Origin of the sequence: Paraburkholderia lacunae (assembly GCF_003353175.1) — a bacterium.
GTDB classification, from domain to species: Bacteria; Pseudomonadota; Gammaproteobacteria; order Burkholderiales; family Burkholderiaceae; genus Paraburkholderia; species Paraburkholderia lacunae.
This window is the reverse complement of sequence record NZ_QHKS01000025.1, coordinates 21,175-46,673: the sequence shown is the minus strand read 5'-3', so window position 1 is coordinate 46,673 and position 25,499 is coordinate 21,175. Positions and strand designations below refer to the sequence as shown.

Annotated in this window: 23 protein-coding genes; 8 read left to right on the top strand and 15 right to left on the bottom strand. The window is 63.2% G+C overall.

All coding sequences use genetic code 11. The features are described from left to right. Positions 1–15 precede the first annotated feature (15 nt). Entirely contained in the window at positions 16–1,299 is a 1,284-nt protein-coding gene (locus tag DLM46_RS29665; RefSeq protein WP_115106583.1) for an MFS transporter, read from the top strand. A gap of 178 nt (positions 1,300–1,477) precedes the next feature. Further along, on the top strand, positions 1,478–2,071 hold the full coding sequence (locus DLM46_RS29660; protein ID WP_115106581.1) for a nitroreductase family protein: 594 nt from the start codon (positions 1,478–1,480) through the stop codon (positions 2,069–2,071). 51 nt (positions 2,072–2,122) lie between these two features. Here the strand turns inward: DLM46_RS29660 and DLM46_RS29655 are convergent, their stop codons facing one another. Beyond that, entirely contained in the window at positions 2,123–3,598 is a 1,476-nt protein-coding gene (locus DLM46_RS29655; RefSeq protein WP_115106579.1) for an MFS transporter, read from the bottom strand. A 188-nt stretch (positions 3,599–3,786) separates the two neighbouring features. Here DLM46_RS29655 and DLM46_RS29650 point away from each other — a divergent pair, with 188 nt between their 5' ends. After that, positions 3,787–5,037 (top strand): Hsp70 family protein, encoded by a 1,251-nt coding sequence (locus tag DLM46_RS29650; protein WP_115106576.1) that lies wholly within the window; start codon positions 3,787–3,789, stop codon positions 5,035–5,037. A gap of 102 nt (positions 5,038–5,139) precedes the next feature. Here DLM46_RS29650 and DLM46_RS29645 read toward each other — a convergent pair whose 3' ends face one another. Continuing rightward, the gene (locus tag DLM46_RS29645; protein WP_007180251.1) at positions 5,140–5,343 is read right to left on the bottom strand and encodes a cold-shock protein; all 204 of its coding nucleotides are present in this window, start codon (positions 5,341–5,343) and stop codon (positions 5,140–5,142) included. A 418-nt stretch (positions 5,344–5,761) separates the two neighbouring features. Here DLM46_RS29645 and DLM46_RS29640 point away from each other — a divergent pair, with 418 nt between their 5' ends. Continuing rightward, positions 5,762–7,357, top strand: coding sequence for an APC family permease (locus DLM46_RS29640; protein WP_115106574.1), 1,596 nt, complete (start codon positions 5,762–5,764; stop codon positions 7,355–7,357). 124 nt (positions 7,358–7,481) lie between these two features. On the opposite strand, the gene DLM46_RS29635 is transcribed toward DLM46_RS29640, so the two are convergent. The 7 genes from DLM46_RS29635 to DLM46_RS29605 all read right to left on the bottom strand — a co-directional run bounded on the left by DLM46_RS29635 (position 7,482) and on the right by DLM46_RS29605 (position 13,648). After that, entirely contained in the window at positions 7,482–8,267 is a 786-nt protein-coding gene (locus tag DLM46_RS29635; RefSeq protein ID WP_115106572.1) for a DODA-type extradiol aromatic ring-opening family dioxygenase, read from the bottom strand. Between the two features lie 179 nt (positions 8,268–8,446). Further along, positions 8,447–9,046 (bottom strand): UbiX family flavin prenyltransferase, encoded by a 600-nt coding sequence (locus DLM46_RS29630; RefSeq protein ID WP_115106570.1) that lies wholly within the window; start codon positions 9,044–9,046, stop codon positions 8,447–8,449. Between the two features lie 58 nt (positions 9,047–9,104). Further along, on the bottom strand, positions 9,105–9,416 hold the full coding sequence (gene grxD, locus DLM46_RS29625) for a Grx4 family monothiol glutaredoxin (protein ID WP_115106568.1): 312 nt from the start codon (positions 9,414–9,416) through the stop codon (positions 9,105–9,107). A 119-nt stretch (positions 9,417–9,535) separates the two neighbouring features. After that, positions 9,536–10,378, bottom strand: coding sequence for a peptide chain release factor N(5)-glutamine methyltransferase (prmC, locus tag DLM46_RS29620; RefSeq protein ID WP_115106565.1), 843 nt, complete (start codon positions 10,376–10,378; stop codon positions 9,536–9,538). Positions 10,379–10,384: 6 nt separating this feature from the next. Then, positions 10,385–11,467 (bottom strand): peptide chain release factor 1, encoded by a 1,083-nt coding sequence (prfA, locus tag DLM46_RS29615; RefSeq protein ID WP_115106563.1) that lies wholly within the window; start codon positions 11,465–11,467, stop codon positions 10,385–10,387. 122 nt (positions 11,468–11,589) lie between these two features. Further along, a complete protein-coding gene (gene hemA, locus DLM46_RS29610) occupies positions 11,590–12,876 on the bottom strand; it encodes a glutamyl-tRNA reductase (RefSeq protein WP_115106561.1) in 1,287 nt (428 codons plus the stop codon). A 37-nt stretch (positions 12,877–12,913) separates the two neighbouring features. Beyond that, positions 12,914–13,648: a response regulator transcription factor gene (locus tag DLM46_RS29605; RefSeq protein ID WP_115106558.1), complete on the bottom strand. Its 735-nt coding sequence runs from the start codon at positions 13,646–13,648 to the stop codon at positions 12,914–12,916. 202 nt (positions 13,649–13,850) lie between these two features. Between DLM46_RS29605 and DLM46_RS29600 the strand changes: the two genes are divergently transcribed. The 3 genes from DLM46_RS29600 to DLM46_RS29590 are packed head-to-tail and all read left to right on the top strand — an operon-like array spanning position 13,851 to position 16,604. Beyond that, positions 13,851–14,105 (top strand): hypothetical protein, encoded by a 255-nt coding sequence (locus DLM46_RS29600; RefSeq protein ID WP_115106556.1) that lies wholly within the window; start codon positions 13,851–13,853, stop codon positions 14,103–14,105. 19 nt (positions 14,106–14,124) lie between these two features. Further along, a complete protein-coding gene (locus tag DLM46_RS29595) occupies positions 14,125–15,939 on the top strand; it encodes an aminopeptidase P family protein (RefSeq protein ID WP_115106554.1) in 1,815 nt (604 codons plus the stop codon). A gap of 41 nt (positions 15,940–15,980) precedes the next feature. After that, a complete protein-coding gene (locus DLM46_RS29590) occupies positions 15,981–16,604 on the top strand; it encodes an HAD family hydrolase (RefSeq protein ID WP_115106551.1) in 624 nt (207 codons plus the stop codon). 170 nt (positions 16,605–16,774) lie between these two features. Here DLM46_RS29590 and ettA read toward each other — a convergent pair whose 3' ends face one another. The 5 genes from ettA to ugpB all read right to left on the bottom strand — a co-directional run bounded on the left by ettA (position 16,775) and on the right by ugpB (position 22,934). Continuing rightward, positions 16,775–18,442 carry an energy-dependent translational throttle protein EttA gene (ettA, locus tag DLM46_RS29585; protein ID WP_115106549.1) on the bottom strand — a complete coding sequence of 556 codons (1,668 nt, stop codon included), beginning with the start codon at positions 18,440–18,442 and terminating at the stop codon, positions 16,775–16,777. Between the two features lie 191 nt (positions 18,443–18,633). Continuing rightward, positions 18,634–19,722, bottom strand: a complete 1,089-nt coding sequence (locus DLM46_RS29580; RefSeq protein WP_115106547.1) for a sn-glycerol-3-phosphate import ATP-binding protein UgpC — start codon at positions 19,720–19,722, stop codon at positions 18,634–18,636. Positions 19,723–19,800: 78 nt separating this feature from the next. Continuing rightward, the gene (gene ugpE / locus DLM46_RS29575; RefSeq protein WP_115106545.1) at positions 19,801–20,646 is read right to left on the bottom strand and encodes a sn-glycerol-3-phosphate ABC transporter permease UgpE; all 846 of its coding nucleotides are present in this window, start codon (positions 20,644–20,646) and stop codon (positions 19,801–19,803) included. Beyond that, positions 20,643–21,527 carry a sn-glycerol-3-phosphate ABC transporter permease UgpA gene (ugpA, locus tag DLM46_RS29570; protein ID WP_115106542.1) on the bottom strand — a complete coding sequence of 295 codons (885 nt, stop codon included), beginning with the start codon at positions 21,525–21,527 and terminating at the stop codon, positions 20,643–20,645. Before ugpA ends, ugpE begins: the two co-directional genes overlap by 4 nt. Positions 21,528–21,608: 81 nt before the next feature. Next, positions 21,609–22,934: a sn-glycerol-3-phosphate ABC transporter substrate-binding protein UgpB gene (gene ugpB, locus DLM46_RS29565; RefSeq protein ID WP_115106540.1), complete on the bottom strand. Its 1,326-nt coding sequence runs from the start codon at positions 22,932–22,934 to the stop codon at positions 21,609–21,611. 235 nt (positions 22,935–23,169) lie between these two features. Between ugpB and DLM46_RS29560 the strand changes: the two genes are divergently transcribed. Then, positions 23,170–24,096: a glycerophosphodiester phosphodiesterase family protein gene (locus DLM46_RS29560; protein ID WP_244306417.1), complete on the top strand. Its 927-nt coding sequence runs from the start codon at positions 23,170–23,172 to the stop codon at positions 24,094–24,096. Positions 24,097–24,197: 101 nt separating this feature from the next. Here DLM46_RS29560 and ychF read toward each other — a convergent pair whose 3' ends face one another. Further along, positions 24,198–25,292 (bottom strand): redox-regulated ATPase YchF, encoded by a 1,095-nt coding sequence (gene ychF, locus DLM46_RS29555; RefSeq protein ID WP_115106536.1) that lies wholly within the window; start codon positions 25,290–25,292, stop codon positions 24,198–24,200. Positions 25,293–25,499 lie beyond the last annotated feature (207 nt).

Sequence of the window (25,499 nt, the reverse complement as noted above, 5' to 3'; positions counted from 1 at the left end):
TCGACTGGAGAAGCAATGAACTGGGCAGCGAAACTGATTGGCGGGCGTTTCCACTACGGCTGGCTGACCGTGGCAGTGGTGTTTCTGGTGTTGCTCGCAGCGGCCGGCACGCGCGCGACGCCGAGCGTGATGATGGTGCCGCTCGAGCATCAGTTCGGCTGGAGCCGCGCGACGATTTCGCTCGCGATCTCCGTGAACATCGCACTTTACGGCCTGATGGGGCCCTTCGCGGCCGCGGCCATGCAGCGCTTCGGCGTGCGTCCCACGCTGCTCGCCGCGCTCGGCACGATGGCGGCGGGTGTCGCGCTGTCGTCGCTGATGACGCATCCGTGGCAGATGGTGCTGATCTGGGGCGTGATGGTCGGCGGGTCGACGGGTGTGGCGGCGTTGTCGCTGTCGGCGACGGTTGTCACGCGCTGGTTCACCACGCGCCGTGGTCTCGTCATGGGCATTCTCACGGCAAGTTCGGCGACCGGCCAACTGGTGTTCCTGCCGATGCTCGCGGCCATCGCCCAGCACTACGGCTGGCGCCAGGTCGTCTGGGTCGTCGCGCTCGCGGCGGCGGTCGTGCTGCCGCTCGTCGTGTTCCTGCTGCCGGAGCGGCCAGCCGACATGAAGCTGCGCCCGTACGGCGAACCGCACGACGCGCCGGTTGCCGCCGCCGTCACGAAGCAGAATCCGCTGGCCATTGCGTTCGGCACGCTCGCCATGGCCAGCAAGACGCGCGATTTCTGGCTGCTGTTCTTCAGCTTCTTCATTTGCGGCGCGAGCACCAACGGCTACGTCGGCACGCATCTGATCGCTATGTGCGGCGACTACGGGATGACCGAAGTGCAGGGCGCATCGCTGCTCGCCGCGATGGGCATCTTCGACCTGTTCGGCACGACCTTGTCGGGTTGGCTGTCGGACCGCTTCAATAGCCGCGTGCTGCTGTTCTGGTACTACGGCCTGCGCGGCTTGTCGCTGATGTATCTGCCGCACGCGTTCGGCATCGACTTTTTCGGTCTGCCGCTCTTCGCGGTGTTCTACGGGCTCGACTGGATCGCCACCGTGCCGCCTACCGTTCGTCTCGCCACCGATGTCTACGGTAAGGACTCGGCCCCCGTCGTGTTCGGCTGGGTGGTCGCCGGTCACCAGCTGGGCGCGGCGTTCGCGGCGCTCGGCGCGGGCATGCTGCGTGCGAGTCTCGGCACCTATACGGTGGCGTCGATGATTTCGGGCGGCTTGTGTCTGGTCGCCGCCGTGATCGTGCTGCGCATCAACCGGCCAGCGCGGGCGCCGCAGCCGCAGGCGATCTGAAGCCCACGCATCAAAGCAAATCGCTAGAACGCCAACGGCCCCGCACGGGGCCGTTTTCTATCGCGCTTGACGTGAAATCTAACTGCGCACTTGACGGAGCGCGCGCGGCCAAGCCCGGTTATGCTATGTGACCCCGGGCAGCCGCCCGTCGATCATGAATTTCGACTGAGAGAAGCGCATGACCAAGAAACCCGCCCCTACCGAAGTTGCCATTCACGAGCTGATTGCAGGCCGCTGGAGCCCGCGTGCGTATTCGAGCGAGCCGGTGAGCCGCGAGCATCTGCAAGCGGTTCTCGAAGCGGCACGCTGGGCGCCGTCTTCGTATAACGTGCAACCGTGGCGTTTCCTCGTATTCGACCGCAGTGTCGATGAAGTGGCGTTCAAGCAGGCTTTTGCCACGCTCGTGCCGTTCAACCAGGGCTGGAACGCGCCGGCGCCGGTGCTGATCGCTGCGACCACGCACACGCTGACCAGCAAGGGCGAAGTGAACCGTAGCGCGTCGTACGATGCGGGTGCGGCGGCGATGTCGCTGGTATTGCAGGCGCACGCGCTGGGTCTTGCCGCGCATCAGATGAGCGGCTTCGATGCGAAGGCGTTTCGCGCGGCATTCAAGTTGCCGGACGACGTCGAGGTGATTGCGATCATTTCGCTTGGCCATTATGGAGACGTCGATAAACTCGATCCGGTGTTGCGCGAGCGCGAGAAGTCGGTGCGTCAGCGTCTGCCGCTTGCCGACATCGCTTATAGCGGCGGCTGGAAGAAGGCGTTCTGAGCGTCCCGCCATCGCTGTATAGAGAAACGCGCGGCGCCGACCGCGCGTTTTTTATTCGGTGTCGTCCGTGACGGCCGAAAGCGGCGTGGCGACATGCTCCAGCGATTTGCGCTCGGCATCGATGCCCCAGATCGCGGCGATCACTGCCGCCGCCAGCATCAGCCCCGAGCCGACCAGATAGCCCGAAAACACTTCGCTGCGCTGATGGGTGTCGATCAGCCGGCCAAAGAATGCGGGGCCGGCGATGCCGCCGAGCGCCGTGCCGAACGCGTAGAACACCGCGATCGCGAGGGCGCGGATTTCGAGCGGAAAGGATTCGCTGACCGTCAGATACGCAGAACTGGCCGCGGCCGACGCGAAAAAGAAGATCACCATCCATGCGATGGTCTGCGTGACGACGGTCAATAGCTGCTGTTCGAATAGATAGCCGCTCAGCGTCAGCAGGATCGCGGAGAGTGCGTAGGTGGCCGCGATCATCCTGCGCCGCCCGATCACGTCGAAGAGCCGTCCCAGCACCAGCGGCCCGAGGAAGTTGCCGAGCGCGAACGGCAACAGATACCAGCCGATGCGCTCGCCCGGCACCTGATAGAAATCGGTGAGCACCAGCGCGTAGGTGAAAAATATCGCGTTGTAGAAGAACGCCTGCGCGGTCATCAGCGACAGTCCGACCAGCGCGCGGCGCCGGTGCCGGTTGAACAGCGTGTCGAACACCTCGCGTAGCGGCGTATGCCCGCGCGTGCGCAGGCGCAGCCTCGTCAGTGCGTCGTCCGCAAGTTGGTGGCCGGCGTCGAGAAAACGCGTTTCGATGCCCTCGACGATCGAGCGCGCGTGGTGTTCTCCGCCGTGGGTAAGCAGCCAGCGCGGACTTTCCGGCACCCACCTGCGCATCGGCAGGATCGCCAGCGCCAGCACCGCGCCGATAAAGAAGCAGGCGCGCCAGCCCCAGTCGGCAGGCAGCAGATGCGGATCGAGCAGTACCAGTGAACCCGCCGCGCCCAGTCCAGCGCCGATCCAGAACGTGCCGTTGATGCCCAGATCGGTCCAGCCGCGCACACGTGCGGGGGTGAATTCCTGGATCGTCGAATTGATCGCCGTGTACTCGCCGCCGATGCCCGCGCCGGTCAGAAAGCGAAACAGCAGAAAGCTGGCGAGATTCCACGACAGCGAGGTGACCGCGGTGGCGGCCAGATAAAGCGTCAGCGTGATGAAGAACAGCTTGCGCCGGCCGAGGCGGTCGGTCAGCCAGCCGAAGACGAGCGCGCCTAGCACCGCGCCGGCAATGTACGCGCTGCCGGCGAGGCCCACTTCGGCGTTGGTGAAGTGCAACGACGGGCTAGACTTCAACGCACTTGCCACAGCGCCCGCCAACGTCACTTCAAGGCCGTCGAGCAGCCAGGTCACGCCCAGCGCCACGACGACCAGCGAATGGAAGCGTCCCCACGGCAAGCGGTCGAGCCGCGACGGGAGATCGGTGTCAATGACCGCGGAGGTTTTTTCGTCGACAGAGGCGGAAGGCGGGGCGCTCATTGCTATCAGTCTCCTGATTCTCGAAAATTGGCGGCGTATCCTGTCCCAACGAGCAATTTTCATTCCGCAGAGCGGTCCTGGCCATGGTTGCGGCCGTTCTTGCGGCGTCAGTTGATGCTAGCTGGGCTTTCGTGATACAAAGCCGCTCCCCCTTCTGTCCGCGCCAGCCGTGAGCGGCGATTCCTGCCATGAACTATTGCGCGATTGACTTCGGTACTTCCAATTCGGCCGTCGCCGTGCCTGACGGCGCGGCGCTGCGGCTTGCGCCGGTCGAAGGCGCCTACACGACGCTGCCGACCGCGGTCTTTTTCAACACCGACGAAAACACCCGCGAATTCGGGCGCGCGGCGCTGGAGGCCTACGTCGACGGTTTCGACGGCCGCCTGATGCGCTCGATGAAAAGCATCCTCGGCTCGCCGCTCGCCGAGAATTCGACCGATCTGGGCGACGGCTCGGCGATCAAATACACCGAGGTAATCGCGATTTTCGTCGACCATCTGAAGCGCTCGGCTGAAGCCAGCGCGGGCGGTCCGATCAACCGCGCCGTGCTGGGCCGCCCGGTGTTTTTCGTCGACGACGATCCGCGCGCCGACCAGCTGGCGCAGCAGCAGCTGGAAGCGGCGGCGCGCTCGGTCGGCCTGCGCGAGATTCACTTCCAGTATGAGCCGATCGCTGCGGCGTTCGATTACGAATCGCATCTGACTGAAGAGGGTCTCGTGCTGGTGGCCGACATCGGCGGCGGTACGTCGGACTTTTCGCTGGTGCGGGTCGGGCCGGAGCGGATGAAGCGCGTCGAGCGCAAAGACGATGTGCTGGCCCATCACGGCGTACACATCGCGGGTACCGACTTCGACCGCCGCGTCGAACTCGTGACGATTCTGCGCGAGCTCGGCTATCAGACGCTCGATCCGGAAGGCCGCGAGATTCCGAACCGGATCTACTTCGATCTGGCGACCTGGCACCTGATCAATACCGTCTACGCGCCAAAGCGCATCAGCGAACTCGCGCTGATGCGGCATCTGTTTACCGAGGTTAAGCACCATGACCGGCTGATACGGGTCGTGGAGCGCCGCCTGGGGCATGCGCTGGCGGCGCACGCGGAAGAGGCGAAGATCGGCGTGGCGGCGGGCGGCGAGACCGTGATCGACCTCGATCAGGTGGAAGACGACTTGCGCCTCGCGTTCGACGAGACTCAGCTCATCAAGGCCAGCCACGACGAGACGCTGCGTATCGTGCAGGCGGCGCGCGACACGGTGCAGGCAGCCGGTGTAGCCACGCGCGACGTCAGCGCGATTTACTTCACGGGCGGCTCGACCGGTCTGGCGTTTCTGTCCGGCGCATTGGCGGCGGCTTTTCCGGATGCGAAAGCGGTATTTGGCGATCGTCTCGCCAGCGTTGCAACAGGCCTTGGGATTCACGCACGGCGAGTGTTCGGATAACCGCCCGCATATCGCGAAGATAATCTGTCTACCTAATAGAAACAGATATAAAAAAACCCCGCCGAGGCGGGGTTTTTTGCGTCCAGAAGGAAGCGTGCTTGCTTACACCGGCTTGATGTTAGCAGCTTGCTTGCCCTTCGGGCCCGTCTTCACTTCAAACGTAACCTTTTGGTTTTCTTGCAGCGTCTTGAAGCCTTCCGTGCGGATTTCCGAGAAATGCGCGAACAGATCTTCGCCGCCGCCGTCCGGCGTGATGAAGCCAAAGCCCTTTGCGTCATTGAACCACTTGACGGTACCGGTTTCCATATTACTTGTTCCTAAAGATGGTGAATAAGGCCGAAGCCCAATGGGTGCATGAAAATCAAGGAAGGGGGTAATGGGACCAACCGGAGTACCGTTGATGGGCGAACTACGAAAGACCAATTCACTCGCCGCTTGAAATCCTGCCCGAACGTTATACGGCGATTTCGAGAGAAGGTCAACAGTCTCGCCACATCTTTACGAAATTTTGGCAGACGAGAGCAAAAGTCGCTTACAAACCTTGCTATTCATCTGAAAATTTTGCTAGGGAGAACCCTTAGTTCCGCTGCACCGGCACGGTGCAACCGTTAAACTACGCGCCGCGCACCGGTTGCACCGGTCGCGCATGCATGAGCGTCACCTCGTATTCAGCGCCACAAGCGATGCCACGCGGTGCCGACATGGTTCTGACACAGGAGAAGACGTGAAAAGTTCTATACAACGGAACATCGGGCCGTTCGCGCTGCTGCTGACCGGCTTGGGTTCGATCATCGGCTCGGGCTGGCTGTTCGGCGCGTGGAAGGCTGCCAAGATCGCTGGGCCGGCTGCGGTTTGTGCATGGGTTATCGGGGCGGTCGTGATTCTCGCGATTGCGCTGACCTATGCCGAACTCGGCGCGATGTTCCCGGAGTCCGGCGGCATGGTGCGCTATGCGCGCTATTCGCACGGCGCGCTGGTTGGCTTCATCAGCGCGTGGGCCAACTGGATCGCCATCGTCTCGGTGATTCCAATCGAGGCCGAGGCATCGATTCAATATATGAGCACGTGGCCGTATCCATGGGCGCATGCATTATTCGTGAATGGAGAGCTAACAACCAATGGGCTATTGCTGTCCGCCGTATTGGTGATCATTTACTTCCTGCTGAACTATTGGGGCGTCAAGCTGTTCGCGCGCGCCAATTCGGCGATCACGATCTTCAAGTTCCTCATTCCGGGTGCGACGATCGCCGGTCTGATGCTGACGGGTTTCCACAAGGAAAACTTCGGCGAAGTGAGCACGTTCGCGCCGTACGGCTGGTCCGCTGTGCTGACGGCGGTGGCGACGAGCGGCATCGTGTTCGCGTTCAACGGTTTCCAGAGCCCGATCAACCTCGCCGGTGAAGCGCGCAATCCGGCCAGGAGCGTGCCGTTCGCGGTGATCGGTTCGATCCTGCTGGCGTTGGTGATCTACGTGCTGCTTCAGGTTGCATACATCGGCGCGGTGAACCCGAGCGACGTGCTGCAAGGCTGGAACCACTTCAACTTCGCATCGCCGTTCGCCGAACTGGCGATCGCGCTGAACCTGAACTGGCTGGCGATCCTGCTGTACGTCGACGCGTTCGTGAGCCCGAGCGGCACCGGCACGACCTATATGGCGACCACCACGCGCATGATCTACGCGATGGAGCGCAACAATACGATGCCGAAGATGTTCGGCAACGTGCATCCGTTCTACGGCGTGCCGCGTCAGGCGATGTGGTTCAACCTGCTGGTGTCGTTCATTTTCCTGTTCTTCTTCCGCGGCTGGAGTTCGCTGGCGGCGGTAATTTCGGTCGCGACCGTGATTTCGTACCTGACTGGCCCGATCAGCCTGATGGCGCTGCGCCGCTCGGCTACGGATCTTGAGCGTCCGCTGCACATTCCGGGCATGAAGGTGATCGCGCCGTTCGCGTTCGTCTGCGCGTCGCTGATCCTGTACTGGGCGAAGTGGCCGCTGACCGGCGAAATCATTCTGCTGATGGTCGTTGCGCTGCCGGTGTACTTCTACTTCCAGGCGAAGTCCGGCTTCAGTGGCTGGAACCGCGATCTGAAGGCGGCCTGGTGGCTGGTGGCCTATCTGCCGGTGATGGCGCTCCTATCGCTGATCGGCAGCAAGGAGTTCGGCGGCCACGGCATCCTGCCGTACGGCTGGGACATGCTGGTGGTGATCGCATTCTCGCTGGTGTTCTACTACTGGGGCGTGAATACCGGCTATCGCTCGGAGTATCTGGACGAACGTGAGGCGCACGACGAAGTGCTCGAAAGCATGAGCGTGCATTAATTTGCCGCGCTGATCCTTGCCCGCCGGATCGCGGTCTGGCGGCAGGGCATGACGAAAAAAAGCCCGCCTGAGTTGCTCAGGCGGGCTTTTTCGTTGGTGCGTCGTTGTTGCACCCTTATTTCAGTCAGGCGGTGCCGAACACATAGTTCGTCATGGCCAACGATCGCTGGTAGGTCCCGAGCGACTGGATGGCCAGCGAATAATCGTCGTCGGCCGCGCCGAGCGCTGCGAATACCGGCAGCAGATGCTCGTCGGTCGGATGCATCAGCACCGCGTAGGGCGCCTGGCGGCGGTAGTCGAGCAATGCGTCGACGTCGTGTGCGGCGAGCCTGGCCTCGAACCAATCGGTGAATTCGGCGACGCGCGGATCGGCGTCTTCCGGCCGCGCGGAAAAGTCGGCGGCGCGCAGGTTGTGCGTGATCTGGCCCGATCCGATCACCATCACACCGTCGTCCCTCAGCGAGCGTAGCGCCCGCCCGACGCGGAAATGGTGCGCGGCGTCCATGTGCGGCTGGATCGACAACTGCGCTACCGGCACGTCGGCGTGCGGAAACATCAGCAGCATCGGCACCCATGCGCCGTGGTCGAGTCCGTGCGGCTCGGCATTGGCGAGAATGCCGTGCTCGCCGAGCAGCGCAGCGGCGCGGCGGGCGACGTCGGGTGCGCCCGGAGCCGGGTACTGGATCTCGTACAGCTGACGCGGAAAACCGTAGAAATCGTGGATGGTCTCAGGCGCGGTGGACGTGCTCGCCACCGGCTGCGCCGTCCCCCAGTGGGCCGACAGCATGAGTACGGCCTCCGGACGCGGCAATTGCGCCGACAGCACGGCGAATTCGGCGGACGGCAGCGACGGGTCGATCGGCAGCGTGGGCGCGCCGTGGGAGAGGAAAAGCGACGGTAATCGGTTCATGGCAGCAACGCCGCCGCGTGAGCGCGGCGCAGAGATTGGGTTGCTAGCAATATAGGCCCGCACCGGTGTTTGATAAACGGGCGAAAAGAGAATTGATTGTGTCGCGATTGTTGTTAATCGACACAACGCAACACGGCACAACGCAACATCGTATGACGCCAGCGCATGGGAGGCGGCAACTATCCCTGAGCGCCGCGCAATCCCTGCCACGCCGGCGACAGCGCCGGGCCGAGCGCGAACAGATCCAGCACGCGAGCCACTGTGTGGTCGACCATTTCGTCGATCGAAGCCGGCTGGTTGTAGAAGGCAGGCAACGGCGGAAAGATCACGCCGCCCATTTCGGTGACCGCAGTCATGTTGCGCAGATGCGCAAGGTTGAGCGGTGTTTCGCGTACCAGAAGTACGAGGCGGCGGCGTTCTTTCAGCGTGACATCGGCTGCGCGGGTAATCAGATTGTCGGAAAGGCCGTGCGCGATGCTGGCCAGCGTTTTCATCGAGCAAGGGGCGACCACCATGCCGTCCGTCGCAAACGAACCGGACGCGATGCTCGCGCCGACGTCGCGGACCGAATGGACGACGTCCGCGAGCGGATGCACGTCTTCTTTGGTTAGCTGGAGTTCGTGCTGGATATTGAGCCAGCCGGCGCTCGAAATCAGCAGGTGGCTCTCGACGCCGCCCAGTTTGCGCAATGTCTCGAGCAACCGGATGCCGTAGATGGCGCCGGTCGCGCCGGTGATCGCGACGATCAGCCGGCGTGGCGCCGCAGCGCGTATTTCCATGGCTTGCGGCGCCTTATCGCGTGGAGGTGCGTGAAGCAGACGTTCGGACGGCGGCCGCTCAGACCGCGGCAAACAGCTGCTGCAGTTCGCCCGATTCGTACATCTCCATCATGATGTCCGAACCGCCGATGAACTCGCCCTTCACGTAGAGCTGCGGAATGGTCGGCCAGTTCGAGAACTGCTTGATGCCCTGGCGGACTTCGTCGTCTTCGAGAACGTTGACGGTTTTGATTTCACCGACGCCGCACGCCTTCAGGATCTGGATGGCGCGGCCAGAAAAGCCGCACATCGGGAACTGGGCGGTGCCCTTCATGAAGAGCACGACGTTGTTTTCGTCGACGATTTGCTTGATGCGTTGTTGCGTATCCATGACTGACCTTGCGGTTCCGTTATGTGTAGGGAATAGGCTGAAATGATAGCGGATTTCGGTAAGACCGGCCGAGGGTTGCGTTGGCTGCATGGCCTTCATGTCGATTGAGGCCGGCAGGCTCAACCGGGCAACCGCCCGCCGCTTATCCGTTCGATGCCGGCGAGATCCTGCTCTGAGCGTACTTCCGCGAAACCTTGTGCCGAAAGCAGTGCGCGGACGGCTTCGGCCTGATCGTAACCGTGTTCGATCCACAATACGCCTTTGGCGCTCAAACGTGTTGGCGCGCCGGCCACGATCGCGCGGATCGCGCTGAGACCGTCGGCCTCGTCGGTGAGCGCGCCGCGCGGTTCGAAACGCAGATCGCCTTCGGACAGGTGCGGGTCGCCGCTCGCAATATAAGGCGGATTACTGACGATGACGTCAAAGCGCAGCGTGGCGTCGAGCGCCTCGTACCAATTGCTTTGCGTGAGCACCAAAGCGCCGCCCGGGCGCTGTGCGTCGAGCAGACGCGTGGCATTGCGTGTGGCGACCACTAGCGCTTCGGCGGAACGGTCCAGTGCCCAGACCCGCGCGTCCGGCCGCGTCGACGCAATCGCGATTGCGATCGCGCCGGTACCGGCGCCGAGATCGAGCACGCGCGGCCGCGAGATGCCTTCCATCGCCACCAACGCGGTTTCGACCAGCAGTTCGGTTTCGGGACGTGGTATCAGCACGTCCGGCGTGACGTCGAAGTCGAGCCCGAAAAACTCCCGCGTGCCGACCAGTTGCGCCACCGGCTCGCCGGCTACGCGCCGCGCTTCCAGCGCCTGGTAGCGGGCGACCGCAGCCGGGTCCAGCGCATCGTCGCTGCGCGTAATCAATTCGGTGCGCCGCCAGCCGAGCGCGTGCGTCAGCAGAATGCGCGCTTCGAGCGGCGGCAGGCGCGAGGCGCGCAACAGCGCGGCGGGCGTAGTCGGACTCATCCGCGCTTAGTCCGCGTCGCCCAGCGAAGCCAGCAACTCCGCCTGATGTTCGCTGACGAGCGCCGCGATCAATTCGTCGAGATCGCCGTCCATGAGCGCGTCGAGCCGATACAGCGTGAGGTTGATCCGGTGATCCGTCAGCCGTCCTTGCGGGAAGTTGTACGTGCGAATCCGTTCCGAGCGGTCGCCCGAGCCGATCAGGTTCTTGCGCGTGGCCGCTTCCTTCGCCTGCTGCTCGTGCGCCTGCTTGTCCTTGATGCGCGCGGCCAGCACCTTCAGCGCGCGATCCTTGTTCTTGTGCTGCGAACGGTCGTCCTGACATTCGACGACGATCCCGGTCGGCAAGTGCGTGACGCGCACGGCCGAATCGGTCTTGTTGATGTGCTGACCGCCCGCGCCGGACGCGCGGAAGGTGTCGATCCGCAGATCGGCCGGATTGATCTCGACTTCGCCGATTTCGTCCGCTTCGGGCATCACCGCGACCGTGCATGCCGAGGTATGAATACGGCCCTGCGTTTCGGTCGCCGGCACGCGCTGCACGCGATGACCGCCGGACTCGAACTTGAGTTTCGAATACGCCGCTTCGCCGGCGATCCGCACGATCACTTCCTTGTAGCCGCCGAGATCCGATTCGCTCGCCGACATCATCTCCACCTGCCAGCGATTGCGTTCGGCAAAGCGCAGATACATGCGCAGCAAGTCGCCCGCGAACAGCGCGGATTCGTCGCCGCCGGTGCCGGCGCGGATTTCGAGGAAGATGTTGCGGTCGTCGTTCGGGTCTTTCGGCAGCAGCATTTTTTGCAATTCCGCGCCGAGCTTGTCCATCCGCTCGCGCGCCGCGCGAATTTCATCTTCGGCGAAGTCGCGCATCGACGTGTCCGCCAGCAGTTCCTGCGCGGTCGCCGCGTCGTTCATTGCCTGACGCCACAGCGCGTAGTGTTCGACGACCGGCCCGAGCTCGGCGTGTTCACGCGTGAGCTTGCGGTATTGGTCGAGATTCGCGGTGATGTCCTCGCGGCTCAACAGATCGTTTAGTTCGGCCAGCCGGGTAGTGAGCTGGTCGAGCTTGCGTTGCATGCTCGTTTTCATCGGACGGGTTTCGGAGCGGGCTCCGGAAAGGACGACGACTAGGGAAGTGGGCAGATGCCCTGAACAGAAGCACGTCGCGGGCCACTTTCCGTGGCACGGACGGCGCGGCAGTGGCTGCGCCGCTAACGCTCCGAAGAGCCGGAGTGTTTGTAGAAGCCGCTCATCAGTTCAATGAGCGTGTCACGGTTTTCGCTGCTCGCGCGATTCAACGCGTGCGTCGGCCCGTGGATCAGCTTGTTGGTGAGCGATTGCGACAGCGCCTCGAGCACCGCGGCCGGATCGTCGCCGCGCGCGAGCATTTTCTGCGCGCGTTCGACTTCGGCGCGGCGCAGCACGTCGGCCTGCGTGTGCATATGGCGGATCACCGGCACGATGCTGCGCGCGTCGAGCCATTGCATGAAATTCTGCACGCGCGTTTCGATAATCGCTTCGGCCTGCGCGACCGCGGCTTGCCGCGAAGCATTGCCTTCGCGGACGATCGCGCCGAGGTCGTCAACGGTGTAGAGGAACACGTCTTCGAGCTTGCCGACTTCGGGTTCGATGTCGCGCGGCACAGCCAGATCGACCATGAATATCGGCCGGTGACGGCGTGCTTTCACCGCCCGTTCGACGGCGCCCAGACCGATGATCGGCAAGGTCGACGCGGTGCACGACACGATGATGTCGAATTCGTGCATCCGCGTGGGCAGTTCCGACAGCGGAATGGCGCGCCCGTTGAAGCGTTCGGCGAGACGCGTGCCGCGCTCGGCGGTGCGGTTTGCGACCACCAGCTCGCGCGGCTGCTGGGCGGCGAAGTGAGTCGCGCACAGCTCGATCATTTCGCCCGCGCCGATGAACAGCACGCGCTGGTTCGAAACCTTGTCGAAAATACGCTGAGCGAGCCGCACGGCGGCTGCCGCCATGGAGACCGACTGCGCGCCGATTTCGGTCGTGCTGCGCACTTCCTTCGCGACGGCGAACGTGCGCTGGAACAACTGGTTCAGATACGTGCCGAGCGCGCCCGCTTCGGATGCGGTGCGCACCGCATCCTTCATTTGTCCGACGATTTGCGTCTCGCCGAGCACCATCGAATCCAGCCCCGACGCGACGCGGAACGCGTGGCGCACGGCTTCCGACTGCGGCAGCGCATACACGTGCGGCGCGAGTTCGTTGACCGGCAGGTTGTGGTACTTCGAGAACCACTGGATCGCGGCTTCGCGCACGGCCTGGTCGTCGGTCGCGCAGTAGAGTTCGGTGCGGTTGCAGGTGGACAGAATCGCAGCCTCCGGCGCCGTGCGGGCGGTGCGGCCGAGCCAGACGCTCTTGAAGGTGTCCAATGCAGGCTTGATCTGTTCGAGCGGAAACGCCACGCGTTCGCGCAAGGCGACAGGCGCAGTGTGGTGATTGATTCCGATCGTTAGGAGCTGCATATGGGGAGCTATGGTTTAGCCCAATATTATAGCGTTTTCACGATTCTTTCATTCCGCTCGCCTCACCGGCTTTCTCAACGGCTTCCGGCGGGACTGCGTCGAGCTGGTAGCCGTAGCCATAGAGCGGCGTCAGGCAATAGCCGTGCTCGGGGCGCAGTTGCAATTTGGTCCGCACGCGCGAGGCATGAGTGTCGACGGTGCGCGACCTTACGTCGCGGCGGCGCGTCCAGACGGTTTCGAGAATATGCGCGCGCGACACAGGCCGCGACAGATTGGCAAACAGCAGCAGCGCAAAGCGGAATTCCTTCGGCGTCAGTGCCACAGTCTGGCTACGGAAAGTGACGGAGAACTGTGCGGCGTCGAACGCATAGCCGCCGATGACATCGCGCCGCCGGTTGTGCGGCCGCCGCAGGCCTGCACGGCGCAGCAGCGCGTCGACGCGCGCCAGCATTTCCGGTCCGCGAACCGGCTTGATCAGGCAGTCGTCCGCGCCGGCGTGCAGCGCGGCGACGATCTGGCTTTCGCGCGGCTCCGACATCAGGACGATCACCGGCAGGCTCGGCAGAATGGAGCGGGCGCGTGGAATCACGTCTTCGGCGGGGCAGTCGCCGGCCCAGCTTCCAGTGAGGAGGAGATCGAAGAATTCGTCGGCGGCGCGGCTCAGGAACGGCGCGCTGGCGGCGAAGTGCTGGCAGGCATGGCCGCCGGCAAAGATCAGCCGGCCAACCAGTTCAGCGTGACGCAAGTCCGGCTCGATAAGGGCGATTCGCATGACGCCTTGTCAGCAGGCCACGCACCGGCACTAGGTTTGTTCGTAAGGCTTGCAGCTTGCCTAACATCACCCCGACCCCTAAACTCAACCGCTATGCGGAAAGCGCCGTGCAGACCTATATAGTGAAAGAGACAAAAATGCTAGCTGGTGAGGCATCGTGCGGCCATGAGACGAATCCGAAACTGCGTGAGGCCGATCGCTGATGGGATGGCCCGGAATCGTAGTGCTCGGCGCGGTGATCGGCCTCGCGGGCTGGTGGCTGCATCCGCTGCGCCGTTCGAGCCGCGCGCAATGGTGGCTGGCGTTGCTGGCGGGTGTGCTGGGCGCGGCGGTCGCCCGGATGGCCGGCAACGTGGTGGGTCTCTTTCACGATGGTGATACGCTCGAATGGCCGGTGTGCGCCGCCATTGCGTTGATCGCCGTTGCTGTGACGGTCGGCTTGCTTTCCCGTCGATGAATATTTGCAGGTGACCCCGATGAATGCCCGACTCCCCGAAACCTCCTCCATTCCCGAACGGCTCGCCACGCTGCGCAGCGCAATGGCGCGCGAAGGCGTGGCCGCCTACCTCGTGCCGTCCGCGGATCCGCATCTGTCCGAATATCTGCCTGGCCGCTGGCAGGGCCGGCAGTGGCTGTCGGGTTTCACCGGCTCGGCCGGTACGTTGATCGTGACCGCCGATTTCGCGGGCGTCTGGACCGACAGCCGCTATTGGGAACAGGCCAACGCGCAACTCGCCGGCACCGGCGTTCAGTTGATGAAGATGACCGGTGGCCAGCAAACCGCGCCGCATGTCGACTGGCTTGCGCAGAACGTTGTGACGGGCGGCACGGTCGGCGTAGACGGCGCGGTGCTCGCGGTGGCGGCGGCGCGCGCCTTGACCCAGGCGCTCACCGCGCGCGGCGTGAAGCTGCGCACCGACGTCGATCTGTTCGACGCGATCTGGCCGCAGCGTCCGTCGCTGCCGGCCGCCGCGGTGTTCGAGCACGCGGCGCCGCACGCGGGCCTCGCCCGTTCGGATAAGCTCGCGCAGATTCGCCGCGCAATGGTGGAGATGGGCGCGCAATGGCACTTCATCTCCACGCTCGACGACCTCGCGTGGCTGCTGAATCTGCGTGGCGCCGACGTCAGCTACAACCCGGTGTTCGTCGCGCATGCGCTGATCGGTCTGGAGCAGGGCTCGCTCTTCGTCGCCGACGGCAAGGTGCCGCAAGCACTGGCCGACGCGCTCGCGCGTGACGGCATCAGCATCGAGCCGTACGCGAAGACGGCGGACGCGCTCGCCGCATTGCCCGTGAGCGGCACGCTGCTGATCGACCCGCGCCGGATCACTTATGGCTCGCTGCAATCGGTGCCGCCGGCGGTGAAGATCGTCGAGGCAGTCAATCCGTCCACCTTCTTCAAATCGCGCAAGACCGAAGCCGAAGCGGAACATGTGCGCGAAACGATGGAGCAGGATGGCGCGGCGCTCGCGGAGTTTTTCGCGTGGTTCGAAAGCGCGCTCGGCCGTGAAACGATCACTGAACTGACCATCGACGAACGCCTGACGGCTGCGCGTGCACGCCGTCCCGGCTTTGTGTCGCTGAGCTTTGCGACGATCGCCGGCTTCAACGCGAACGGTGCGATGCCGCACTATCGCGCCACCGAAGAAGCGCATTCGGTCATCGAAGGCAACGGCCTTCTGCTGATCGATTCCGGTGCGCAATATCTGAGCGGCACGACCGACATCACCCGCGTGGTGCCGGTCGGCACCGTCAGCGACGAGCAGCGGCGCGATTTCACGATCGTGCTGAAAGGCACGATGGCGCTGTCGCGCGCGCAATTCCCGCGCGGCATCCGTTCGCCGATGCTCGACGCGATCGCCCGCGCGCCGATCTGGGAAGCCGGCGCCGATTACGGTCACGGCACGGGTCACGGCGTGGGCTACTTCCTGAACGTGCACGAAGGCCCGCAGGTGATTTCGCACTACGCGCCGGCCGAACCGTGGACCGCGATGGAAGAGGGCATGATCACCTCGGTCGAGCCGGGCATTTACCGACCGGGCAAGTGGGGTGTGCGGATCGAAAACCTCGTGCTGAACGTATCCGCCGAGAAAACCGAGTTCGGCGATTTCCTCAGGTTCGAGACGCTGACGCTGTGCCCGATCGACACGCGTTGCCTCGATCTGTCGCTGCTGCGCGACGACGAACGCGCGTGGCTGAACGCCTATCACGAGACGGTGCGCACGCGCCTGTCGCCGCATGTGTCGGGCGACGCGAAGGCGTGGCTGGAGTTGCGCACGCAACCGGTCTGAAACGCAGCGGCGCGATTCACTGATATACAGACGGAGAGTGCATGGCCATCAAGGCAGTCGTGTTCGATTTCGGCGGCGTGTTGATCGACTGGAGTCCCGAGTATCTGTATCGCCATTTGATTCCGGACGACACTGAGCGCCGCTGGTTTCTGACGCACGTTTGTTCGATGGACTGGGTGATCCGTCAGGACGGCGGCCAGCCGATCGTCGAGGCGACGGACGAGCTGATCGCGAAGTTTCCCGATCACGAGCCGCTGATCCGCGCGTTCTACGAGCGTTGGCACGAGATGCTGGCGGGCGTGCTGGAAGAGGGCGTGGCGACGATGGAAAAACTCGAAGCCGCCGGCGTGCCGTTGTTCGGGCTGACGAACTGGTCGGCGGAAACCTTTCCGTATGCGTGGGAGCACTACCCGGTGCTGCGGCGGTTTCGCGATATCGTCGTGTCGGGGCGCGTGAAGCTGGTGAAGCCCGATCCGGCGATCTTCGCGGAAATGCGCCGGCGCATCGAGCTGCAATTGCCGGGGATCCAGCCAGCCGAACTGATTTTCATCGACGACAATCTGAAAAACGCCGAGGCCGCAACGGCACTCGGCTGGTACGGCGTGCATCACACCGGTGCCGCGCAAACCGAAGCGAAACTGCGCGAGCTGGGTCTGCCGGTATAAGGTTTAAACCGCGCGGCTCACCGTGTGGCCATGCGGCGCCTGGAAATCGCGCGAGCCGATGGCTTCGAATGGCCTGAAAAAGGTTGGCGAACGGCCTATAAAAGGGCCTGCAAGGCAGGCCTGCGAACCGCCCGCCCGTTAGCCGACGAGCGGGCCGCCGTCTCTGGAATTTACCGTGTGATCGGCTTGTAACGCAGGCGCTTCGGACGCGCGCCTTCTTCGCCCAGACGCGCACGCTTGTCCGCTTCGTATTCCTGGTAATTGCCGTCGAAGAACGTGACTTGCGAATCGCCTTCGAACGCGATGATGTGCGTGGCGATCCGGTCGAGGAACCAGCGATCGTGCGAGATCACCATCACGGAGCCGGCGAATTCCAGCAACGCGTCTTCGAGCGCGCGCAGCGTTTCGACGTCGAGGTCGTTCGACGGCTCGTCCAGCAGCAGCACGTTGCCGCCCGCGATCAGCGTCTTGGCCAGATGCAACCGGCCGCGCTCGCCACCCGACAGATTGCCGACCACCTTCTGCTGATCGCCGCCCTTGAAGTTGAAACGGCCGATATACGCACGCGACGGCGTTTCGTACTTGCCGACCGTCAGCACGTCCGCGCCGCCGGAGATCTCTTCGAATACGGTCTTCGAACCGTCCAGAGCGTCGCGGCTTTGGTCCACGTACGCGAGCTTGACCGTCGGCCCTTGCACGATCTCGCCCGAATCCGGCTGTTCGCGGCCGGTCAGCATGCGGAACAGCGTCGACTTACCCGCACCGTTCGGCCCGATGATGCCGACGATCGCGCCCGCCGGAATCTTGAAGCTGACGTTATCGAGCAGCAAACGGTCGCCATACGACTTGCTGACGTTCTTGAATTCGATCACTTCATTGCCGAGACGGTCGCCGACCGGAATGAAGATTTCCTGGGTTTCGTTGCGCTTCTGGTAGTCCTGGCTATTCAGTTCCTCGAAGCGCGCGATACGCGCCTTCGACTTCGCCTGACGGCCCTTCGGATTCTGGCGCACCCACTCCAGTTCCTTCTTGATCGCCTTCTGGCGCGCCGATTCCGACGACTCTTCCTGCTTCAGCCGCTCTTCTTTCTGGTCGAGCCAGCTGCTGTAATTGCCCTTCCACGGAATGCCGTAGCCGCGGTCGAGTTCGAGAATCCACTCGGCCGCGTTATCGAGGAAGTAGCGATCGTGAGTCACGGCGACGACGGTGCCCGGAAAGCGCGTCAGGAACTGTTCGAGCCAGTCGACCGATTCCGCGTCCAGGTGGTTGGTCGGCTCGTCGAGCAGCAGCATGTCCGGTTTTTCGAGCAGCAGTTTGCACAGCGCGACGCGGCGCTTTTCGCCGCCCGACAGATGCTCGATCTTTGCGTCCCATGCCGGCAGACGCAGCGCGTCGGCGGCGATTTCGATCTGCTGCTCCGCGTTGCCGCCCTCGCTGGTGGCGAGGATCGCTTCGTACTTCGCCTGTTCGGCCGCGAGTGCGTCGAAGTCGGCGTCCGGCTCCGCGTACGCGGCGTAGATTTCGTCGAGCTTCTTTTGCGCATTGAAGACGTCGCCGAGACCTTCTTCGACCGCTTCACGCACCGTCTTGTTCGGATCGAGTTGCGGCTCCTGCGGCAGATAGCCGATGTTCAGGTTCGGCATCGGCGTGGCTTCGCCTTCGATGTCCTTGTCCACACCGGCCATGATGCGGATCAGCGTCGACTTGCCCGAGCCGTTCAGGCCGAGCAAACCGATTTTCGCGCCGGGGAAAAACGACAGCGAGATGTCTTTCAGGATTTGACGCTTGGGCGGCACGATTTTGCCGACCCGGTTCATGGTGAAGACGTATTGGGCCATTTGCTTGCAATAGACGTTGACGCCGCCAGCCCCGTGAGGGCGGCGGTCGTGGGTGAATGGGTAATCGGTGTCAGGGCCGGGCAGTGTGCCCGGTTACCGCCGGCGCGGCGTCGAGCTAGACGATGCGGCGCGCGCGGGCGGAGCGTGCAGGTGGCATTGTACTTCGGGGCGAGCGTGAGGCGGCAGGGGGATCAGTTCGCGCGTCGTCCAGTCGACGGATCGAAGAAGTGCAGATGCTGCGCGGGCAGCGCCACTTGCAGCGCTTCGCCCGCCGTGGGCCGGTGCGCGTGCGGCAAGCGCACCGTCACGTCGTGATTGCCCCAACGGCCGTGCGCGAGATTGTCCGCGCCGAGCAGTTCGCAGGAATCGACGGTGAGCGTGGCCTGCGTGGCGCCGGCTTGTCCCGGTGTCATGTGCTCCGGGCGAATGCCGAGCGTCCATTCGCGTCCCTTTGCGACTTCGCGGCCAATCGCGGCCACGCCTGCCAGGGGCAGCTTCGGACCATTGCCGGCCACCTCGAACGTCGAACCGTCGTCGGATAGGCGGCCTTCCAGCAGATTCATCCCCGGCGAGCCGATGAAGCTGGCGACGAACACCGTCGCCGGCCGCTCGTAGACCTCGGTCGGCGCGCCGATATGTTCGGCGTGGCCTTTGTTCATCACGATCACGCGCTGCGCCAATGTCATCGCTTCGATCTGATCGTGCGTGACGTAGAGGCTCGTGGTGGCAAGCCGGGCATGCAGGCGCTGGATTTCGAGGCGCATTTGCACGCGCAAACGGGCGTCGAGATTCGACAGCGGTTCGTCGAACAGAAACACCGCGGGTTCGCGCACGATCGCGCGGCCCATCGCGACACGTTGCCGTTGACCGCCGGACAGCTCACGCGGCTTGCGTTGCAAGAGTGGTTCAAGCTCGAGAATCTGCGCGGCATCCTGCACGCGCTTCACAATCTGCGCACGGTCCACGCCCGCGATCTTCAGCGCATAACCCATGTTCTCGGCCACGCTCATATGCGGATACAGCGCGTAGTTCTGAAACACCATCGCGATGTTGCGATCCTTCGGCTCCAGTTGATTGACCACCTTGCCGGCGATCGAGATCGTTCCGTCGGAGATGCCCTCGAGCCCGGCCACCATCCGCAGCAACGTCGATTTGCCGCAACCGGACGGGCCGACCATCACGACGAATTCGCCGTCGGCGACTTCTACGTCGATGCCGTGCAGCACGAACTGGTTGCCGTCGTAGGTTTTTTTAACGCTTTGCAGAGTCAGTGCAGCCATGCCGTTTTAGCCTTTCGTTGCATCCGCGGATCGCGCGGTGTTTTTAATTCGATGCCGGAGCGCGCATTGCGGCGGCGTCTACTTTTCCGAATCCACCAGCCCGCGCACGAACCAGCGCTGCATCGTCAACACGACGACGAGCGGCGGCAACATGGCGAGCAGTGTCCCGGTCATGACCAGATGCCATTCGGTCGCGGTGTCGCCGGACGCGATCATGCTCTTGATTCCGACCACTGCGGTCGTCAGCGATTGCTGGCTCGTGATCAGGATCGGCCACAGATACTGATTCCAGCCGTAGATGAAGGTGATGACGAAGAGCGCCGCCATGTTCGTCTTGGACAGCGGCAGCACGACGTCCCAGAAGAAACGCATGGCGCCTGCGCCGTCGATGCGCGCGGCTTCCATCAGTTCGTCGGGCAGCGTCATGAAGAACTGCCGGAACAGAAACGTCGCGGTCGCCGATGCAATGAGCGGCAAGGTCAAACCACTGTACGTATTGCTCAGATGCATGGACGACACGACTTGCACGGTCGGAAAGATACGCACTTCGACCGGCAGCATCAGCGTGACGAAGATCAGCCAGAACGCCAGATTGCGAAACGGAAAGCGGAAGAATACGATCGCGTACGCGGAGATCATCGACACGGCGATCTTGCCGATCGAGATCACCAGCGCCATCACGAGGCTGTTGAACAGCATGCGGCCGAACGGCGCGGCCGCGTTGCCGCTGCCTTGTGTCCAGACGGTGGCGATGTTCTCGAACAGATGCGTGCTCGGCACCAGCGACAGCGGCACGCTGAACACTTCGTGCTCGCTCATCGTCGCCGCGCAAAACGCGACGTACACGGGAAACACCACCAGCGCGACGCCGAGAATCAGCACTGCATGGCAGAACAGGTCGAAACCGCGGCGGTTCTCGATCATGAGTATTGAACCCTGCGTTCAATGAAGCGGAATTGCACGACCGTCAGCGCGACGACGATCACCATCAGCACGACCGATTGCGCGCCCGAACTGCCGATGTCGAGCCCCTGAAAACCTTCGGCGAAGATCTTGTAGATCAGCGTGCGGGTCGATTGCGCGGGGCCGCCGCCGGTCGCGGCGTCGATCACCGGGAAGGTGTCGAAGAAGGCGTAGGTGATGTTCATGACCAGCAGGAAGAAGCTGGTCGGCGAAAGCAAAGGCAGCGCGATGCCGAAAAAGCGCCGCACGGGACCGGCGCCGTCGATTGCCGCCGCTTCGATCAGCGAGCGCGGAATCGCCTGCAAACCCGCATAGAAGAACAGGAAGTTATAGCTGACCTGTTTCCACACCGAAGCCAGCACGACCAGAAACATCGCCTGGCTCGCGTTCAACGCGTGATTCCACACGATGCCGTACTTCGCGAGCCCATAGGTGACGAGGCCGATGCTCGGGTTGAACAGGAACGACCACAGCACGGCGGCGATCGCGGGCGCGACCGCATATGGCCAGATCAGCAGGGTCTGATAGGCCTTCGCACCGCGCGTCACGCGATCGGCGCAGACCGCCAGCAGCAGCGAGATCAGGAGGCCGGACACCGTGACGAACGCACAGAAAATCAGCGTTGTGCTGAACGACGAGAGGTAAAGCGGATCGGCGAACAGCTGCTTGAAATTGGCCAGCCCGACGAATTCACTCGACGTGCCGAACGCGTCCTGAGTCTGCGTGGATTGCCGGAGCGCCTCGCCGGCGGGCCACAGAAAGAACAGCAGTGTGATCAGGAGTTGCGGCGCAACCAGCAGGTAGGGCAGTACGCTGGTGCCGAAGCTAGAGCGCTTTTCCATCGAGAATTCCCAAAGGGCTGCAGAGGCGGATATCGGCGTGCCAGCGCCGATATCCGTTACGCCAGAGGCTTAACCAGTTGCTTAGCTACCGGCTTTCTCGAAGCGGCGCAGCAGCTCGTCGCCACGCGACACGGACGAATCGAGCGCTTCTTTCGGCGTCTTCTTCTGTGCCCACACCTGTTCGAGTTCTTCGTCGATGATGGTGCGGATCTGCGGCATGTTGCCCAGACGCAGCCCCTTCGTGTACGGCAGCGGCGGCTTGTTGAGCATCTGCTTGATCGCGGTGTCGCTGCCCGGGTTCTTCTCGTAGAAGCCTTGCTGCTGGGTCAACTGATAGGCGGCGTTGGTGACCGGCAGATAACCGGTGTCCTGGTGCCACTTCGCGGCAACCGGCGCCGAAGACAAATAGGAGAGGAATTTCGCCACACCCTTGTAGACGGCCGGATCCTTGCCCGCCAGCACCCACAGGCTAGCGCCACCGATGATCGCGTTCTGCGGCGCACCCTTCACGCTCGCGTCGTACGGCATCATGCCGTTGCCGAAGTTGAACTTCGCATACTTCTTGATGGTGGCGAGCGAACCCGACGAATTCGTGATGATCCCGCAGTCGCCGCTATAGAACTTCGACATAGCTTCGTCCTTGCGGCCGACATAGGTGAAGGTGCCTTCTTTCTGCATGTTCTGCAGGAACTGGATATGCGCGACCTGGAGCGGCTTGTTGAATTCGAGCTGCGCATCCGCGCCGTCGAAACCGTTGTTCTCCGAAGAGAACGGCGCGCCGTGCCACGCGCTGTAGTTTTCGAGCTGAATCCAGCTTTGCCAGCCGGAAGAATAGCCGCACGCCATGCCCGAGGCCTTCAGTTTCTGCGCGTCCGTTGCCACTTCAGCCCAGGTTTTGGGCGGCTGATTCGGATCGAGCCCGGCTTTCTTGAAGGCGTCCTTGTTGTAGTACAGCACCGGCGTGGAGCTGTTGAACGGCATCGAGATCAGCTCGCCGGTTTTGGAGTCGCTGTAATAACTCGCGATGGTCGGCACGAAGGCCTTTTGGTCGAGCGGCACGCCCGCTTGCTTGAACACCTCGGAGACCGGGATCACCGCTTTCTTCGCCTGCATCATTGTCGCAGTGCCGACTTCATAGACCTGCAAAATGGCGGGCGCGTTGCCGCTGCGGTAAGCGGCAATGCCGGCGGCGAGCGTCTGGTCGTAGGGGCCTTTGAACACCGGTACGATTTTGTAGTCGCTCTGCGACGCGTTGAACGCGTTGGCGATGTCGTTCAGATGTTCGCCGAGGGCGGCTTCCATGGCGTGCCAGAACTGGATTTCAGTCGCGGCGTGGGCCGCCTGGCTAACGCCTAAGCTCAGGACGGCAGCTACGGACAGCGAACGGAACAGCGGCTTGCAACTCATCGATTTGTCTCCTGGTCGGAACGGGGCGCGGATGCGAATCGCGCGATTCTATTTGTGTTCGATGACAGTCTCGCGACGTTGGCCAAGCGGCGAGCCGCTTTTGCCAGGCGCCGGATGCCGCAAACTAACACCGGCTGATGGGGAGCGGAAAGCTGCTCATAAATCAGGATTCCAGATGCCAGATTCAATGCGATTGGCGGTTCGTGGTTCGATTGGCGGTTCGATAGCGGGTCTTATGCTGGCGGGTTGTGCGCTGACGCCTGTGACGGCGGACGATCGGGCAGCGCCTGTGGCCTCGCTGCCGCAGATCATCGCGCATCGCGGCGGTACGGGCGACGCTCCGGAGAACACGCTCGAAGCGATTCGCCTGTCGGTCGCGCATCATGCCGATGCGATGTGGCTCACGGTTCAGTTGAGCAAGGACGGCGTACCCGTGCTGTACCGGCCGGCCGATCTGTCGGCGCTGAGCGACGCGAAGGGGCCGGTGTCCGCCTTCACTGCGGCGGAACTGGCGGGTGTGAACGCCGGTTGGCGTTTCCGCCGAGGCGATGCGTATCCTTATCGCGATCATCCGGTCGGCGTTCCGGCGCTGCGCGACGCGCTCCAGGCGATCCCGGCCGCCATGCCGATCATCCTCGATATGAAAGCGCTGCCCGCCGCGCCGCAGGCGCAGGCTGTAGCGCGCGTATTGGACGAGGAGAACGCGTGGCCGCGCGTGACGATCTATTCGACTGAAGCGGACTACCAGCAAAGTTTCGCGGCCTATCCACAGGCCAGGCTGTTTGAGTCGCGCGACGCAACGCGCGGGCGGCTCGTGCGGGTGCTGCTCAATCAAGGCTGCGTGGATGCGCCTGCCGAACATACGTCGACAGCGTTCGAGTTGCATCGGGCGATGACGGTGGTGGAGAAATTCACGCTCGGCGAAGGCCGCTCCGACGTCGAGGCGTCGCTGTGGACACCCGCGACGCTCGCCTGCTTCCGGCAGAAGCCCGACGTGCGGATCGTCGCGATCGCGGTGAACAATGCGGACGATTATCGGACCGCGGCGTGTCTCGGGATCGATGCGGTGCTGGCGGATTCACCGCAGAAAATGGCGGCGATCAAGGCGGGAGTCGCCATGCCGCTCCAGTGCGCGAAGCCCAACGTAGCGGGCCGGCAGTAAAACAGAAAGTCCGCATCGAGCGGGCTTTCTGTTTTCGCGGAGATGATGCCGCGGCATTCAGTGGTTCGCTGATTGCCGCCGCCTGATACTGATACGAGGCGTCAGACGTTGAACAGGAAGTTCATCACGTCGCCGTCGTGCACGACGTATTCCTTGCCTTCGGCGCGCATCTTGCCGGCTTCCTTCGCGCCTTGTTCACCCTTGTAGGTGATGAAGTCGTTGAAGGCGATCGTCTGCGCGCGGATGAAGCCGCGCTCGAAGTCGGTGTGGATCGCGCCCGCCGCCTGAGGCGCGGTGTCGCCGATATGGATGGTCCACGCGCGCACTTCCTTCACGCCGGCCGTGAAGTACGTTTGCAGGCCCAGCAGCTTGAAACCCGCGCGGATTACACGGTTCAGGCCCGGCTCTTCCATGCCCATGTCCTCGAGGAACACTTCCATGTCGGCTTGGTCGAGGTCGGCGATTTCCGCTTCGATTGCCGCGCACACAGCGACGACCGGCGCGTTTTCCGCCGCCGCGAACTTCGTCACCGCGTCCAGATGCGGGTTGTTCTCGAAGCCGTTTTCCTTCACGTTGGCCACGTACATGGTCGGCTTCGCGGTGATCAGGCAGAACGGCTTGATCACCGCCTTTTCCTCAGCCGACAGATCGAGCGCACGGACCGGCTTCGCCTGATCGAGCTGCGCACGGACCTTTTCCAGCACGGCGACGAGCTTGCCCGCTTCCTTGTCGTTGCCCGACTTGGCGGCCTTCGAATAGCGCGTGAGCGCCTTCTCGACGGTGGCGAGGTCGGCCAGTGCCAGTTCGGTATTGATGACTTCGATATCCGACAGCGGATCGATCTTGTTCGCGACGTGAATCACGTTTTCGTCTTCGAAGCAGCGCACCACATGGGTGATCGCGTCGGTTTCGCGGATGTTCGCGAGGAACTGGTTGCCCAGACCTTCGCCTTTGCTCGCACCGGCCACGAGGCCGGCGATGTCGACGAATTCCACCACCGCCGGCAAAATGCGCTCCGGCTTGACGATCTCGGCGAGCGCCGTCAGCCGCGCGTCCGGCACTTCGACGATGCCGACGTTCGGCTCGATCGTGCAGAACGGGTAGTTTTCGGCGGCGATGCCCGCCTTGGTCAGGGCGTTGAACAGGGTGGACTTGCCGACGTTAGGCAGGCCGACGATGCCGCATTGGAGGCTCATGGAAATCCTTCAGTGAATCAGTAAGTTGCGTGATGCGCTCGACGCTGTGTGCTAAATGCGAAAGCATTCGTGACGGCGGCGTGGCGATGGACCGCAGCGGAGCGGGACAAGACACCGGATCGGGGCGTTGGCTCAACGATTGAGTGCGAGTCTTGTCACGGAAGTCGCGATTGTAACTCTTTCGGGTGGGCTGCCTGCGGGCCGGAG